This is a genomic window from Arthrobacter sp. zg-Y179 (assembly GCF_020907345.1).
Lineage (GTDB): Bacteria > Actinomycetota > Actinomycetes > Actinomycetales > Micrococcaceae > Arthrobacter_B > Arthrobacter_B jinronghuae.
The window spans coordinates 420167-434033 of sequence record NZ_JAJJOB010000010.1 but is presented as its reverse complement, the minus strand read 5'-3'; the positions used below and the strand labels follow the sequence as shown (position 1 = coordinate 434033).

Sequence of the window (13867 nt, the reverse complement as noted above, 5' to 3'; positions counted from 1 at the left end):
GTTTCGGCCCAGCGTAGCCAAGATTTCGCCACTGCGCCTCCCCACTCCGGGGGAGATTACCGACGGATTACTCCGGAACCGCCCACCCTGCGGCGCTGCACCCCATTTGGTTTCCACGCCGGAATAACGCCGTCCTCGCCGCAGTTGAGATGAACATGCAAACGCATGAAGAGGAGTCCAACATGGTAGATCGCAGGATTGTCGTGGTTTCGGGCGGACTGGGTGTTCCGTCGTCGTCGCGGATGCTTGCCGATGCCCTGGCCTCGGCGGCCAAGGCTGAGATCGAGGGACTTGGGCTGAGCGCCAGCGTCAGCACCTTCGAACTGCGTGAATACGCCGTGGATATCGCCAACAACATGGTGACCGGTTATGCCGCGCCGCGGCTGGACGCGGCGATAAACGAGCTTATTGCGGCCGATGCGCTGGTGGCAGTGACCCCGGTCTTCACCGCGTCCATGAGCGGGCTGTTCAAGTCTTTCTTCGACGTCGTCGACAACACCGCCTTGGACGGCAAACCGGTACTGCTCGGCGCCACCGGCGGCAGTGCCCGGCACTCCATGGTCCTGGACTACTCCCTGCGGCCGATGTTCAGCTATCTGCGCGCTCGGGTTGCCCCAACCGCTGTCTACGCCGCACCGGGCGACTGGGGAACAGGCGAAACCGGTACCGGTTCCCTGGACCAGCGGGTCCGCCGTGCCGCCGGAGAACTGGTGGCACTGTTGGGGGATGCCCCGGTGCAGAAGCGCCGGGATCCGGCGCAGTCGCTGCCCTTCGAGGAACTGCTCGCCCAGACGCAGCGCAAGTAGGCCTGGAGCGCGAACGCCTACGTGTCGACGCGGGGCCCGGACGCGACGTCGCCGTCCCACCCCAGATTGCTGGCCATCCGCTGCAGGACGGCAAGCAGGGCGGTGTATTCCTCTTCAGTGATGTTGTCCGTCATCAGCTGCCGAATCCGGTCCACCGCACCGCGGAGGTTCTCCAGGCTTCGGCTGCCGAGGTCGGTGAGCCGGTACTGGCCGTCGTCCAGCAGCACCCACCCGGATTCCCGCAGTTCCTCGATAAGTTCTGCGGAGGTGCCGGTCTCCACCGCGGGAAAGAAGGGGCGCAGGCCGTCCGACAACTCTTTTTGGGTGGCGGGGCCTTCAACCAGCAGGTTCATCATTTGCCACTGCCGTCGGGTCACGCCGTGTTCTTCGAAGCTGGCGCCAAACTGGTCGTCGACCAGCTGGTCGACGAGCTTGAGCCAGAATCCGATGGGCCGCTCCTGATTCGCCATCACTCCACTGTACAAATCAAACCCCGTGCAGGGAATGGCAGGATGCAGGCAGTCGGCCGCAGTTGAAGCGGGATTGGGGGCCGCGCCGGACCAGGCACCGGGGTTCTGCTTAGTCGAAGCGGGCTTGGGTGCCGCACCGGGGGCAGGGGGCGGACCGGGCCAGGTCCAGGCAAACCGCACACACGGGAAGGTCGCCGGTATCGTCCTGCAGCGGACGGTTGGGCATCTGTTTGCCGCAGTAGGGGACCGGGCGGCGTGCACGGCTGCGTGCCCGCCGCTTGCAGGGGGTGCAGAAAACGTGGACCAGATCGTCTTCATCCTTGGGGCGAGTCTCGACCGGCCGGACCAGCGTTGATTCCTGGACGCTCATTGCCTTTCCTTGGTACGCATGTTGCTCGGCCCGACGCCGTCCGACGGCGGAAGCGGGCCCTGTTTCCAAGGTAATCGGTTCCACGCGCCGTAGAATCTGGCCGATCCGGCGCCGGCGCGTGATTGAGCGGCTGTCCTCAGACACAGGGTGTCCGAATTCACGTGAGGATCCGCTGCTGATACAGGTCCGTTACTGCAGCGGTTCCAACGCAGTTCCGCTACTGGAGCAGCGACCGGATGTCGTCGGCGGTGAGCGCGGAACTGAAGACGGCGTCGTCGTCCATCACGGACGAGAACAGCTTCGCCTTTTGTTCCTTCAACGCCATGACCTTTTCCTCGATCGTGTCCCTGGCGACCATGCGGTAGACCATCACGTTGTTCTTCTGCCCGATCCGGTGCGTGCGGTCCACGGCCTGGGATTCCGCTGCCGGGTTCCACCACGGATCCAGCAGGAAGACGTAGTCCGCCTCCGTCAGGTTCAGCCCGAATCCGCCGGCCTTGAGGCTGATCAGGAACACGGGGACAACGCCGTCCTTGAAGGAAGCAATCACCTCGGCCCGGTTGCGGGTGGAGCCGTCGAGGTAGGCGTACTTGATGCCCTGCTCGTCCAGGCGCTGGGCGGCCTTTTTCAGGAAGGAAGTGAACTGGCTGAAGATCAGGGCCCGGTGGCCCTCGGCGGTAATGTCTTCGAGCTGCTCAAAGAGCACGTCCAGCTTCGCCGAAGGCACGCCGTCGTACTCCTCCGCCTCGACGAGCGAGGCGTCCAGGCTGAGCATGCGCAGCAGGGTGAGGGAACGGAAGACGATCATGCGGTTCCGGTCCATGTCCTGGATCAGGCCCATGAGTTTCTGGCGTTCGCGCTGCAGATGCGTCTCGTAAATCTTGCGGTGCTTCGGATGCAGTTCCACCTCAAGGATCTGTTCCTGCTTCTCCGGCAGATCCTTGGCCACGGCTTCCTTGGTGCGGCGCATCAGCAGCGGCCGAATGCGCCGGCGCAGCCGAGCCAACAGTTCGGGGCTGTCGCCGCGTTCGATGGGCCGCTGGTATTCGTCGGCGAATTTACGGGCGGAAGGGAACAGGCCCGGTGCAACGATGGCGAACAACCCCCAGAGTTCCATCAGGTTGTTTTCCATCGGGGTGCCCGTGATGGCCAGTTTGAACGGCGCGGGCAGGTCCCGTGCGCACTGGTGGACGCGGGTCACCCGGTTCTTGACGAACTGCGCCTCATCGAGAATCAGGCCGTCCCAGTCCAGTTTCCGGTAGGAGGCGAAGTCCAGCCGGAACACCGCGTAGGAGGTAAGTACGACGTCGGCGTCCGCCACCACTTCGGCGAGCGGTACGCGGGACTTGCCGCTGGTGTCGGAGACTGTCACCACCTTCAGCCCGGGCGTGAAGCGTGCGGCCTCGGAGGCCCAGTTGGGAACCACCGAGGTGGGGGCAACCACCAGGAAGGGATGAGCCGGCTTAGTCCCGCCCTGCTCACGCGCATGGGCAAGCAGGGCCAGGGTCTGCAGGGTCTTGCCGAGCCCCATGTCATCGGCCAGGATTCCGCCCAGGCCGTGGTCCCAGAGGAACGCCAGCCAGTTGAAGCCGTCCTGCTGGTACGGGCGCAGGCTGGCCTGGAGCCCGGCCGGCAGCGGCACCGGGTCCACGGACTCCAGATCCAGCAGGGCCGAGACGGACTCCCGCCAAGCGACGGCTTCCTCGGTTTCCTCCGCCAGTTCCTCCAGTTCGGACCACAGCCCGGCCTGGTAACGGCTGATGGACAGTTCCCCGGTATCCCATTCCTGCAGGCCCTGTGCCTCATTGATCAGGGCATGGAGATGTTCGAACTCGGGACGGTCCAGGGAAAGGTAGGTCCGGTCCACGAGCATCAGCTTGGTTTTTCCCTGCGCTATGGCCTTGAAGATGTCCGCGAACGGGACCAGCCGGCCCTCCACCGTGACCATCACCGCGAGGTCGAACCAGTCGCGGCGTTCGGTTTCCACCGTGGTGATCTTCAGCTTCGGCGCCTCGAGCAGCTCCCGGTAATCGGGCCGGGTTCCCTCGATTTCCACCCGCACCCCGTCGAGCTTCTCCAACTCCGGCAGGACATGTTCGGTGAATTCAGCTGCTTCGATCTCGCGCAGGGTCCGGTTGCGGGGTACCGCGTGGAGGGTTTTCCCCGCGGCGGCTAGGAGTGCTGCCTCGGCGGGAATGTCGCGGTAGGAGGTATCGCCGTCGTCCGCTGCCCCTGCCTTGGCGTTCTGCGGTGCACGGGTGAGCGGCAGCCGGGTCTGGGAACTGCCGTGCTGATAGACCCAGTTCCAGGTCAGGGTCAACTGGTCCTCGGGGCCGAAGGCGGCGGTGAGGACCAGTGCGGGCGGCTCGATCTCGGGAAACTCCACGGAGTCGTCACTGCTGGTGACCGGCAGGACCTGCCGCAGCCGCGGATAGAACTTCTCGAGGAATACGGCGGCATCTGCCTTCGGCACCATCACCGGGGCGCCTTGGAGCAGCAGGCCTTTGTCCTGTTCGGTCAGGGTCTTGGCCGTGGGTGCCAGCGTGATGGTGTTCTGCGGCGAGCGGAGGTAAATACCGTGGCTGCCGATGATTCCGGCATCTTCCAGCGGGACCGGCGAGCCGTCCACTTCGAGTGTCGGCAGCAGCTGCAGCGGCGCCGGAGTGTCCCCGCCGGCGGCCCGGACATCCAGGGACAGGGTGGCTAGTTTCCCTACCCGGACGGCGGCGTCCTTCTTGGTGCCGACAAACGGGATGCCCAACCGCACCGCTTCATCCAGCAGCTGCCAGAGCAGGGGATTGGCGAAGTCGTCGAGATACAGCCACGAGTCGTTCTGCCCGAAGTAGCTCACGCCGTTGGAACGATGCAGGGCCGGGAACTGGGAGAACCAGCGGTGCTGGTCCGGATCCAGCCGCAGCCCGTAGGTCTGGTAGCTGATGTTGCTCCACGCCAGGTTGTTCTTGACCCAGTTGCCCTTGGAATTGCGCACCACCGGACGCACCCCCAGGCGGAAGGGTGTGGCCCGGTGCCGGCTGCGCGGGGTGGGAGCACCCCAGCGGGACGCCGCTGCCGCGGCAAAGTTCCGCAGTTCGAACTGCAGCGCCAGGGGAGTGGTTTCCGTCGGCTTGGTGCTGTCCGCCAGATCCGCATCGATCAGGGTCTGCAGCGACTGCTGCCAGGCCGGCACGGATGGCCGTATGGCGGGGGCAGAGAGCTCCTGCCTGGAAATCAAATGCTCGGTGTTGCTCTGCAGCGCTGCCGCGGCAACATGCTTGCAGTCGAAGCCGAGGGGGCAGCTGCAGTGGTTATCCAGCAGGCGGTAGTCACCCTGGCGTTTAGCGCCGAGCTGCAGCATGATCCGGTAGGGGACCGATGCGCTGCCGCGGACAGACGCGCGCAGCACCTCGCCTTGCGCATCCCATTCCAGGGCCTCCACGGCCCCGCCCTTGGCGTAGGTCTGGCCCCGCTGAAACGCCGATCCGCCGACCACGCGGATGACGTCGGTAACGTCTACGAGCGGAGGGGTTTCGAGCATGGTTTTATCGTCTCACGCAGTACTGACGGTTTCCGCCGCCCGGCTCCTTCGGCGGATTTGGCAGGCTCAGGGGTGTCCTGCTTAGGATGTTAGTAGCGCGGGTCACAATGGCGTGATCTGCGTTTTACTTTCCTCTGGTCGGGTACGGGCGTGGAACCGCCGTTTCACATGCCGGAGCGGGCCGTCGTCGTCGTCCGCCCTCCTCCGCGTTAAGCCCCGGTGCAGTCCCGGCCCCCAAATACCCGTGCGCTATTATCGCCGCATGAATGATTCTGCCGGTCTCCAGGAATGGTCATCGTCAATGCTCACCGGCGAGCGGGTCCGCTTCCGGGAGCTTCGTGAACCTGACCTCGCACACCTGGCCGAGTGGTGGAATGACCCGTCCCAGGCGATCCTCCAGCAGGACCGGGTCACCGTCCGTCCGCAGGAGACCGCGGCGGCCATGTTCCGGACCTGGAGCAAGAATGAGTCACCGTCAGGTTTCGGTTACAGCATTGTCAATCCGGCCGAAAAGCTGATCGGACATATCAGTGTCTGGGGTATATCCGTTCCGGAACGGATTGCCACCCTGGCAATCATCATTAGTCCGGAATTCCAGGACCAGGGCCTGGGCCGGGAATCCCTGCAACTTGGACTGCGGATTGTTTTTGAGGAAATGGGTGCGCACAAGGCCGAACTGCAGACGTGGTCCTATAACTCGCGGGCCATCCATCTGTATCGGTCGCTGGGGTTCCGGGAAGAAGGGCGACGCCGCGCGGCCGTGTTCCACCGTGGAGAGTTCCACGACCAGGTGCTGCTCGGAATGCTGGAAGAGGAATACCGGGCCGCGGGCTAGGACAGCCCGGCGGATGAACCGGAACCGCCATGGATTTCAACGCGCTCAATCCAATCCCGAATCAGTGCTGAGACCAGCGCCGGACGTTCGAGGTGGAGGTTGTGCCCGGCCGCGTCCAGCACGGTGAAGGTGCCGCGCGGGTAATGCTTCCGCATTGCCCAGCCGTCTTCGTATCCCGTGACGTGGTCCTGCCGGCCGAAAATATGCAGGGACGGTGCTTCGAACGGCTGCGGGTGGGCGAGCTCGGGCTCCGCGTCCAGCGCGTAGTTGGCGGCGATCTGTTCCATAAGTGCTTGATCTGCGCCTTGGAGGCCAGGAAGCACGTATTCGGAGAAGCCCGCGAAAACGTCGGCTGTCTGCAGGACCGCCTCGTCCTCGAAGTCGGATGCGCCTTCTGCCGCGGCCATCGCGAGGGCCGGGTCCCGGTGAATGATTTGCCGGGGCGGCAGGATCCGGTCTTCGTGGACTGCCGTGAACACCGACACCAGGGTTGCCAGCCCGAGCACCTGGTCCTTCAGGATATGGGCAACGTGCCGGGCCACCATGCCGCCGAAGGAATTTCCGATGAGGGCGAACGGCTCGTCGCCGAGCCGGTTCCTGATTTCGTCGACGACGCCGTCCGCCACCTCTTGGGTGCCGGCGGCGGGCTTCCCGGAGCCGTTCTCGGCCCAGGGAAGGTCAAGATAGATGCGACGCCAGGCAAGGTCGCCGAGGGCGCTTTCCAGAGGCAGCAGGATCCGGTGGTCCACACCAAACCCATGTATGAGCACCAGGGGTTGGCCGTTTCCTATTTCGCGGGCTATCACCCCGCGATCCTATGCGTGCTCCTGGTCTCGCCGGGGGAGCGACTGGCCGGAGTATGAGCCGTGCCCGGCACGACTACGCGGCAGCTACCCCGCGGCCTGCGTCGTAGCGTTTCCCTGCGGTTTCACCACGGGGAAACTGCCGTGCGGTTTTTCGTCCTCTTCAAAATGGTTGTAGGCACGTCCCACAATCAGCGGGTCCGGTGCATGCGCAATGGATTGGTCCTTGTTCGGGTATTCCACCGTGCTGAGCACATGGCGCATCGCTTCGAGCCGGGCGCGTTTTTTGTCATTGGACTTCACCGCGGTCCAGGGAGCGTCTCCGGTGTCCGTGTAAAAGAACATGGCTTCCTTCGCCTCGGTGTACGCGTCCCACTTATCGAGGCTGGCCAGGTCGGTGGGGGAGAGCTTCCACTGCTTCACCGGGTCCGTTTCCCGGGCAGCGAACCGGGCCAGCTGCTCCGCCCGACCTACCGAGAACCACAGCTTGTGCAGCAGGGTGCCGGAATTGACGAGCATCCGTTCGAGCTCGGGAACCTCCCGCATGAACTCCAGGTACTGCGCCGGGGTGCAGTACCCCATCACGCGTTCGACGCCGGCCCGGTTGTACCAGGAGCGGTCCATCATCACGATCTCTCCGCCGCTGGGCAGGGTCCGGATATACCGCTGGAAGTACCACTGGGTCTGCTCCTCGGAGGTGGGCTTCTCCAGCGCCACGACGCGTGCACCGCGGGGATTCAGATGCTCATCGAACCGTTTGATCGCCCCGCCCTTTCCGGCGGCATCGCGGCCTTCGAAGATGATGAGCATTTTCTGCCCGGTCTCCTTGACCCAGAGCTGCATCTTCAACAGTTCGATCTGGAGCCGGCGTTTCTGCCGGTCATAGGTGCGCCGGCTGAGCTTGGTGTCGTAGGGGTAGTTCTGGCGCCAGGCCTCGTCGTCGACCTTGATCTTGAGCTTTTTGCCCTTCGTTTTCAGTTCCTGGAGCTCGTCGAGTTCCTGGGCATAGTCTTCCGCGACCGCCACGCGCTGGCCGTCCAGGCTTTGCTCATCCGCCGCAAGTCCGTTGGCTGACGGTCGCCGGGCCGAAACTTCCTTGGTGCCGTTCTTATTAGTTGCCATGACATCTCCTGCCGGGTTAGTTATCCGAACTTACGCGGCACTGCCCACCGACTGGAAGAGGGAACGCGTCTCTGTTCATAGCGGCGGCGGGCCGCACGGGCGGCGCGCCTGAGCGGGAGCCGGCGTCGTGCCGCCGATAATGGATCGCGATGACTTCACTACGCACTAAAGCTCTGTCCCTCGTTGCCCTGCTCGCCCTAGGCGTTGTCGGCTGCACCCCCGTTACCGACACCGGTTCCGTTCCAGCCCCGTCCTCCGCGACCCAGCCTGCGACGGGGTCTGCCGAACCCGCGGACCCGTCTGCCGCAGCGGAACCCGCCGCACCTGCCGAGCCCGCCGCAGCCGGCACCGCGCTGGACCAGTTGGCAGGCATCCCGATCAAGGGCCGCGCGCCGAAGACCGGGTACGACCGCGAGCAGTTCGGGCCGGCCTGGGCCGATACCGACCACAACGGCTGCGACACCCGCAACGACATCCTCGCCCGCGACCTCGTGGACATTGTGTACAAGGACGGAACTCAGGAATGCGTGGTTGCCTCCGGCACGTTCCTGGATCCCTACACGGGAACCACTATTGGGTTTGTCCGCGGCAACACCACCAGTACCGCGGTCCAGATCGACCATGTGGTGGCCCTGTCCGATGCCTGGCAGAAGGGGGCGCAGCAGCTGTCCGCCGAAGAACGCCGGCAATTCGCCAATGATCCGCTGAACCTCATGGCCGCAGACGGTCCCGCGAACGGCGCGAAGTCCGACGGCGACGCCGCCACCTGGCTGCCGGCCAACAAGGCCTTCCGCTGCGAATACGTAGCCCGCCAGACGGCGGTCAAGGCCGAATACCGGCTGTGGATGACGCAGGCCGAGCATGATGCGATTGCTGCCGTCCTGTCCGGCTGCCCGGATGAGCCGGTTCCCGCGCGGGACGGCACCGTTCCTGCCGCAGCGGCTGCTGCAGCCGGTGCCGCGCAGCCCGCCGTCGAGCCCGCTCCGGCTGCACCGGCGGCAGAACCCGCTCCCGCTGCACCCGCCGGAACCGTCTATGCCAACTGCACCGCCGTCAAGGCCGCGGGTGTGGCGCCGATCCGCCCAGGCGACGCCGGCTGGGATCCAAAGTTCGACGGGGACGGCGACGGCGTGGGCTGCACATCCTAGCGGTTGGCTCACTAACAGGCTCCGGATCCGCACCACTAGCGGAAACGGGGCCTGTTGCCGTTGCAGGACCTACCGCTCCTCCGCGAGGGTCAGCGCCGCAGTAATCAGCGCCAGATGGGACAGCCCCTGCGGGAAGTTGCCGAGGAAGGAGTGATCCTCGGCGATCATCTCGGTGAACAGGCCAACGTCGTTTGCCAGCGGAACCAGTTCATCCATCAGTGCGGTGGCTTCCTCCCGCCGGCCCACGCGGTCCAGGGCCGCAGCCATCCAGAACGCACATGCCACAAAGGTCCCCTCTTCCTTCTCGGCGCCGCTGAACCGGTACAGCAGCGGCCCGCGGCCGAGTTCGCTGCGCAGGGCATCCAGGGTGGAGGACATGCGTTCGCCGCGGTCGAAGCCGCTGATGGCGTGCAGCAGGATAGAGGCGTCCAGCTGGTCCGTGCCGGGATACCAGACGTAGCTGCCCCGCTCCTCGGACCAGCAGTTGCTTGCCACCCAGTCGCGGATGCGTTCCTGCTCGGCGCGCCAGCGTTCGGGATTTCCCGGGATCTGCCCCAGGTCGGCCAGATGCGACGCGCAGCTCAGCGCATGCCAGCAGCCAAGTTTGGAAGTGGTGTAGTGGCGTTCCTCGTCCAGCTCCCACATGCCCGAGTCTTTCCGCTGCCACACATCGCAGGCCAGGTCCGCGAGGTCTGCCAGATACCGTCCCGTTCCGGTATCCAGGACATGCCCGGCGTCCACATACATCTGGACAATGTTGAACAGGTCGCCGAAGACGCCCATCTGCAGCTGCTTGGCGGCGTCGTTCCCGTTGACCACCGGCCCGATGCCGCGCCAGCCGGGCATATCGAGGATATCTGCGCCCTCGGCCCGGTCGCCGTTCAGCCGGGTGAAGACCTGCAGGTCGTCGCCTTGCCGGCGCACGCTCTTGAGCATTCCCGACACGGCGGCGTGGACCTCCTCGCGCAGCCCGAAACGGATCATGGCGTGCAGGGTGTAGGCGGTATCCCGGACCCAGGCATAGCGGTAGTCCCAGTTCTTGCCGCCGTCGAGGTTCTCGGGCAGTGACGTCGTGGCTGCTGCCGCGATGGCACCCGTGGGGCTGTGCAGGAGCAGCTTCAGGGCCAGTGCGCTGCGTTCGACGGCGTCGGCCCACGGCCCGTCGTACTGAAACTCCCGGGACCAGGCCTGCCAGTTGGCGATGGTGCGGTCCACGCCGTCGTCGATAGTGTCCAGCTCCGGCAGCGGCAGCGGCTCTTCATGGGTGGTAATCAGGGCCAGCAGATGCCGTGAACCTGACCGGGAGGTGAACGTGCCGCTGATTCCGCGGTCGGAAACCTCATGTGTGCCGGAGTCGGCGGCGTCCGCGGCAACCTGCGTGTCCTCAAAGCCGATGCCTTGGCCCCGTACGGCCATGGTGGTGCCCTGCACCTGCAGGACGGGGCCGTGCACCGAATGCTGGACCCACGGTGAGGCGGTGTTGAAACTGCTGCCCGGGGTTACCTCCCAGCGCATCGGAACCTCGCCGTCGAGACCCTCAATCCGCCTCGCCAGTTCGCCCCACGGAAGCCTTCCCGCCACCCCTGTGTTCAGCGAGTCCGTGACCCGCACGCGTCCGGTCCCGGTGGAAAACGTAGTGGCCAGGACGTTGGTGCCTTCCACATAGGCCCGCTCGACTGTGAAGTCCGCGACGGGACGCAGTTCAATCTGTCCGCCGTGCGCTGCATCGAGCAGGCGGGCAAAGGCGGGCGTTGAATCCAGGTCCGGGGTCGGGTACCAGTCGATCGATCCATCCAGCGCAACGAGTGCCACCGTCCGGCCATCGCCAATTGCGCCGTAGGAACGCAGGTCCACGTAGCCGTCGCGGCGGTCCGGGGAGGGCAGGCTCATGCAGGACTCCTAGGGTCGAGGGTTCACCAATGACGGGGGATGGGGTGTGGTTTCCTGTGCGGGGTCGAAGATCCACGGCTCCAGCGGGATTCGAGCGGGAGAGAATCCGGCCAGGGCGTCGCTGAGGTTTCCGGGCAGCCCCAGTGACCCGAGGATCAGGGTCCGGACCGCGTCCGCGTCCAGCCCCGCAGCGGCGAGGTCCTGGAGGGTGACCGCGCCGTCGCGCTTGGCCAGCCGCTGGCCCGCGGTGTTCAGCGCCAGCGGAACATGGGCGTAGCTGACCGGAGGCAACCCGAGGAGGGAACCGAGGTACGCCTGGCGGGGTGCAGAGCTGAGCAGGTCATCCCCGCGCACTACCTGGTCAATGCCCTGCAGCGCATCGTCGAGGACCACCGCAAGGTTGTAGGAGGGGACACCGTCGTTGCGCAGCAGCACCAGGTCATCCACCGCCGAGGTGTAGCTGCCGTGCAGCTCATCGGTCACGGTGAACTCGTTTACCTCCGACCGCAGGCGCAGGGCGGCGGGACGTTCCCGCCGTCGTCGGGCGCGCTGCTCTTCGGTGAGATGGCGGCAGGTTCCGGGGTAGGCTCCGGGCGGCGCGTGCGGGGCCGACGCCGCTTCCGCCACTTCGCGCCGGGTGCAGAAGCATTCATAGACGAGTCCGGCACGGCGCAGCCCGGCGATCGCGTCCAAGTAGATTTCGGTGCGTTCGGTCTGCCGGATGATCTCGCCGTCCCAGTCCAGGCCGACGGCGGTCAGGTCGCGCAGCTGGGCCGCTTCGGCGCCGGACCGCACCCGGTCGAGGTCCTCCATCCGCAGCAGGAACCGGCGGCCGGTGCTGCGGGCAAAGAGCCAGGCCAGCAGGGCGGTGCGCAGGTTTCCTACATGCAGCTCTCCGGTGGGACTGGGAGCGAAGCGGCCGGCGGCGGAGGAAATAGGCACAGCTTCAGTCTATTCCGGTGCCGTGTTGCCCGGCGCCTCTCCCCAGCTGCAGGGGACCGGACGTAAGTTTTGCGATGCCGTTTCCAGAGGCCGCGGACGGGTCCTGTCGTTCCGGACCGAAGCTGTCCGCAAGGCTGTGGCGTGCTTGCCGGTGCGGTGCCTAGCGTTGCAGCTATGGGACTTATGGAGCTCGAACTTGCCCGGCTGGAACATCGGCAGCGGCAGGCTGAAGCGGAGCAGCGCCGCCGCTTCAGGCAAACCCTGCAGGAGCGGGAGCAATCGGACGGACAGGAGTGTGCCCAGACCGATTGGCCGCTGATCACGCTCCGGTTAGGTCGGTTCAGCCTCGCTCTGTTCCGTACCCTCCGGATGCCCGCTGCGGGTGTGTCTTCACACGGGACGTCCGGACTGCTCCCGGGCTAACCGGACGGTCCTCCTGTGAAAAACGGGGGAGGGGATCAGACTCGGCTTTCCGCTGCCCCGTGCGCTCCGGCGTCGCCCGTTTCGTCTGCCAGTTCCGCACGTACCAGACCGTCGCCGCGCACCCACAGCCGGTACGCCGCGAACAACAGCACAATCCACACGGCGCCGACAACCAGCGCGATCCGCGTGTCCGGCATGATGCCGAGCAGCACCACGATGAACACCATGAAAGCCAGTGCCGCATAGGATGCGGCCGGCCAGAACGGCACACCGAATTCCGACGCCGGCAGGTTCCGGCGCTTGATTTCGCGCTTCATGGCGATGTGCGAGAGCAGGATCATCAGCCACACCCAAACGGTCGCGAAGGTGGCGATGGACGCAATGATCGTGAACAGCGATTCGGGCAGCAGGGCGTTCAGTACGACGCCGACGAGCAGCACCACCGCCATGGTCGCCACGGTCATCCACGGCACCCCGTTACGCGAAATGCGAGCGAACGACGCCGGGGCCTGGCCTTCCTGCGCGAGTCCGTAGAGGACGCGGCCGGCACCGAAAATGTCGGAGTTGATGGCGGAGATCGCTGCGGTGATGACCACAGCGTTGAGGATGTGTGCCGCTGCCGGGATGCCCAAGGTGTCGAAGATCTGCACAAACGGGCTGGTTTCCCCGTTGATGTCCTGCCACGGGAAGATCATCATCAGGATGCCCAGGGCGCAGACGTAGAAGAGCAGGATGCGTACCGGAACGGTGTTCACTGCCGCGGGGATGGCCTTCTTGGGGTTGTCGGCTTCGCCGGCGGTGATGCCGATGGTTTCGATGCCGCCGAAGGCAAACATCACAATCGAGAAGGACGCCAGCAGGCCCCAGAATCCGTTGGCGAAGAACCCTCCGGAGCCCAGCATCGTATCCAGGCCGGGGTTCGCGGCGTCGGGCAGTCCGAACCCGAAGACCACGATGGCTGCTCCGCCCACGATCATCGCGATGATCGCTGAGACCTTGATCAGCGAGAGCCAGAACTCGGTCTCGCCAAAGACCTTCACCCGCATGAGGTTCAGTGCGGCAATCAGCAGGATGACGGCGAGGATCCAGATCCAGCGCGGCACGTCTTCGAACCAGAAGCCCATATAGATGCCGAAAGCGGTGACGTCGGCAATCGCGACGATGGCCATTTCAAAGGCAAACGTCCAGCCGGTGATGAACCCGGCGAACGGGCCCAGATAACGGCTGGCGTAGTGCCCGAACGAACCTGTCACCGGATGCCGGACTGCCATCTCGCCGAGGGCCCGCATAACCAGGAACACAGCGGCTCCACCGATCATGTAGGCCAGTAGGACGGACGGTCCGGCGGACTGGATGGCCGATGCGGACCCGTAGAACAGGCCGGTGCCGATGGCCGAACCGAGCGCCATGAAGCGGATGTGCCGGACGTTCAACCCGCGGGCCAGCGCCTGGGTAAAGGAGGACTTCAAGTAAACGCACCTTGGAATGTGGGGGTAGGCCCAGTTCAGGGGCCAATCCATATT

General features: G+C 65.3%; 11 protein-coding genes. 3 read left to right on the top strand and 8 right to left on the bottom strand.

The genetic code is table 11. The annotated features are described in order from the left end of the window. Positions 1-182: 182 nt before the first annotated feature. The gene (locus LOC56_RS13220) at positions 183-806 is read left to right on the top strand and encodes an FMN reductase (RefSeq protein WP_229952691.1); all 624 of its coding nucleotides are present in this window, start codon (positions 183-185) and stop codon (positions 804-806) included. Between the two features lie 17 nt (positions 807-823). Here the strand turns inward: LOC56_RS13220 and LOC56_RS13215 are convergent, their stop codons facing one another. The 3 genes from LOC56_RS13215 to LOC56_RS13205 all read right to left on the bottom strand — a co-directional run bounded on the left by LOC56_RS13215 (position 824) and on the right by LOC56_RS13205 (position 5181). Continuing rightward, a complete protein-coding gene (locus LOC56_RS13215; protein ID WP_229952690.1) occupies positions 824-1276 on the bottom strand; it encodes a MarR family winged helix-turn-helix transcriptional regulator in 453 nt (150 codons plus the stop codon). A 109-nt stretch (positions 1277-1385) separates the two neighbouring features. After that, the gene (locus tag LOC56_RS13210) at positions 1386-1646 is read right to left on the bottom strand and encodes a hypothetical protein (protein WP_229952689.1); all 261 of its coding nucleotides are present in this window, start codon (positions 1644-1646) and stop codon (positions 1386-1388) included. A 217-nt stretch (positions 1647-1863) separates the two neighbouring features. Continuing rightward, positions 1864-5181 (bottom strand): DEAD/DEAH box helicase, encoded by a 3318-nt coding sequence (locus LOC56_RS13205; RefSeq protein ID WP_229952688.1) that lies wholly within the window; start codon positions 5179-5181, stop codon positions 1864-1866. Between the two features lie 262 nt (positions 5182-5443). On the opposite strand from LOC56_RS13205, the gene LOC56_RS13200 reads away from it, so the two are divergent. Continuing rightward, positions 5444-6016: a GNAT family N-acetyltransferase gene (locus LOC56_RS13200; RefSeq protein WP_229952687.1), complete on the top strand. Its 573-nt coding sequence runs from the start codon at positions 5444-5446 to the stop codon at positions 6014-6016. On the opposite strand, the gene LOC56_RS13195 is transcribed toward LOC56_RS13200, so the two are convergent. Together LOC56_RS13195 and ppk2 are read right to left on the bottom strand one after the other, a co-directional pair. Then, positions 6013-6822 (bottom strand): alpha/beta fold hydrolase, encoded by an 810-nt coding sequence (locus tag LOC56_RS13195; protein WP_229952686.1) that lies wholly within the window; start codon positions 6820-6822, stop codon positions 6013-6015. The two genes, LOC56_RS13200 and LOC56_RS13195, sit on opposite strands and share 4 nt — an antisense overlap. 84 nt (positions 6823-6906) lie before the next feature. Next, complete coding sequence (gene ppk2 / locus LOC56_RS13190) at positions 6907-7941, bottom strand: polyphosphate kinase 2 (RefSeq protein ID WP_229952685.1); 1035 nt, start codon at positions 7939-7941, stop codon at positions 6907-6909. Between the two features lie 149 nt (positions 7942-8090). Here ppk2 and LOC56_RS13185 point away from each other — a divergent pair, with 149 nt between their 5' ends. Next, complete coding sequence (locus tag LOC56_RS13185) at positions 8091-9089, top strand: GmrSD restriction endonuclease domain-containing protein (RefSeq protein WP_229952684.1); 999 nt, start codon at positions 8091-8093, stop codon at positions 9087-9089. A gap of 69 nt (positions 9090-9158) precedes the next feature. Here the strand turns inward: LOC56_RS13185 and LOC56_RS13180 are convergent, their stop codons facing one another. From LOC56_RS13180 to LOC56_RS13170, 3 genes are all read right to left on the bottom strand, one after another. Beyond that, complete coding sequence (locus LOC56_RS13180; RefSeq protein ID WP_229952683.1) at positions 9159-10979, bottom strand: glycoside hydrolase family 15 protein; 1821 nt, start codon at positions 10977-10979, stop codon at positions 9159-9161. 9 nt (positions 10980-10988) lie between these two features. Next, on the bottom strand, positions 10989-11921 hold the full coding sequence (gene gluQRS / locus LOC56_RS13175) for a tRNA glutamyl-Q(34) synthetase GluQRS (protein WP_229952682.1): 933 nt from the start codon (positions 11919-11921) through the stop codon (positions 10989-10991). Between the two features lie 458 nt (positions 11922-12379). Beyond that, positions 12380-13753, bottom strand: a complete 1374-nt coding sequence (locus LOC56_RS13170) for an amino acid permease (protein WP_229952816.1) — start codon at positions 13751-13753, stop codon at positions 12380-12382. Between the last annotated feature and the right edge of the window lie 114 nt (positions 13754-13867).

Excerpts from the sequence above, each read along its gene's own strand:
- LOC56_RS13220 (WP_229952691.1), top strand. The coding sequence starts at position 183 with ATGGTAGATCGCAGGATTGTCGTGGTTTCGGGCGGACTGGGTGTTCCG.
- LOC56_RS13215 (WP_229952690.1), bottom strand. The coding sequence starts at position 1,276 with ATGGCGAATCAGGAGCGGCCCATCGGATTCTGGCTCAAGCTCGTCGAC.
- LOC56_RS13210 (WP_229952689.1), bottom strand. The coding sequence starts at position 1,646 with ATGAGCGTCCAGGAATCAACGCTGGTCCGGCCGGTCGAGACTCGCCCC.
- LOC56_RS13205 (WP_229952688.1), bottom strand. The coding sequence starts at position 5,181 with ATGCTCGAAACCCCTCCGCTCGTAGACGTTACCGACGTCATCCGCGTG.
- LOC56_RS13200 (WP_229952687.1), top strand. The coding sequence starts at position 5,444 with ATGAATGATTCTGCCGGTCTCCAGGAATGGTCATCGTCAATGCTCACC.
- ppk2 (WP_229952685.1), bottom strand. The coding sequence starts at position 7,941 with ATGGCAACTAATAAGAACGGCACCAAGGAAGTTTCGGCCCGGCGACCG.
- LOC56_RS13185 (WP_229952684.1), top strand. The coding sequence starts at position 8,091 with ATGACTTCACTACGCACTAAAGCTCTGTCCCTCGTTGCCCTGCTCGCC.
- LOC56_RS13180 (WP_229952683.1), bottom strand. The coding sequence starts at position 10,979 with ATGAGCCTGCCCTCCCCGGACCGCCGCGACGGCTACGTGGACCTGCGT.
- LOC56_RS13170 (WP_229952816.1), bottom strand. The coding sequence starts at position 13,753 with ATGGCGCTCGGTTCGGCCATCGGCACCGGCCTGTTCTACGGGTCCGCA.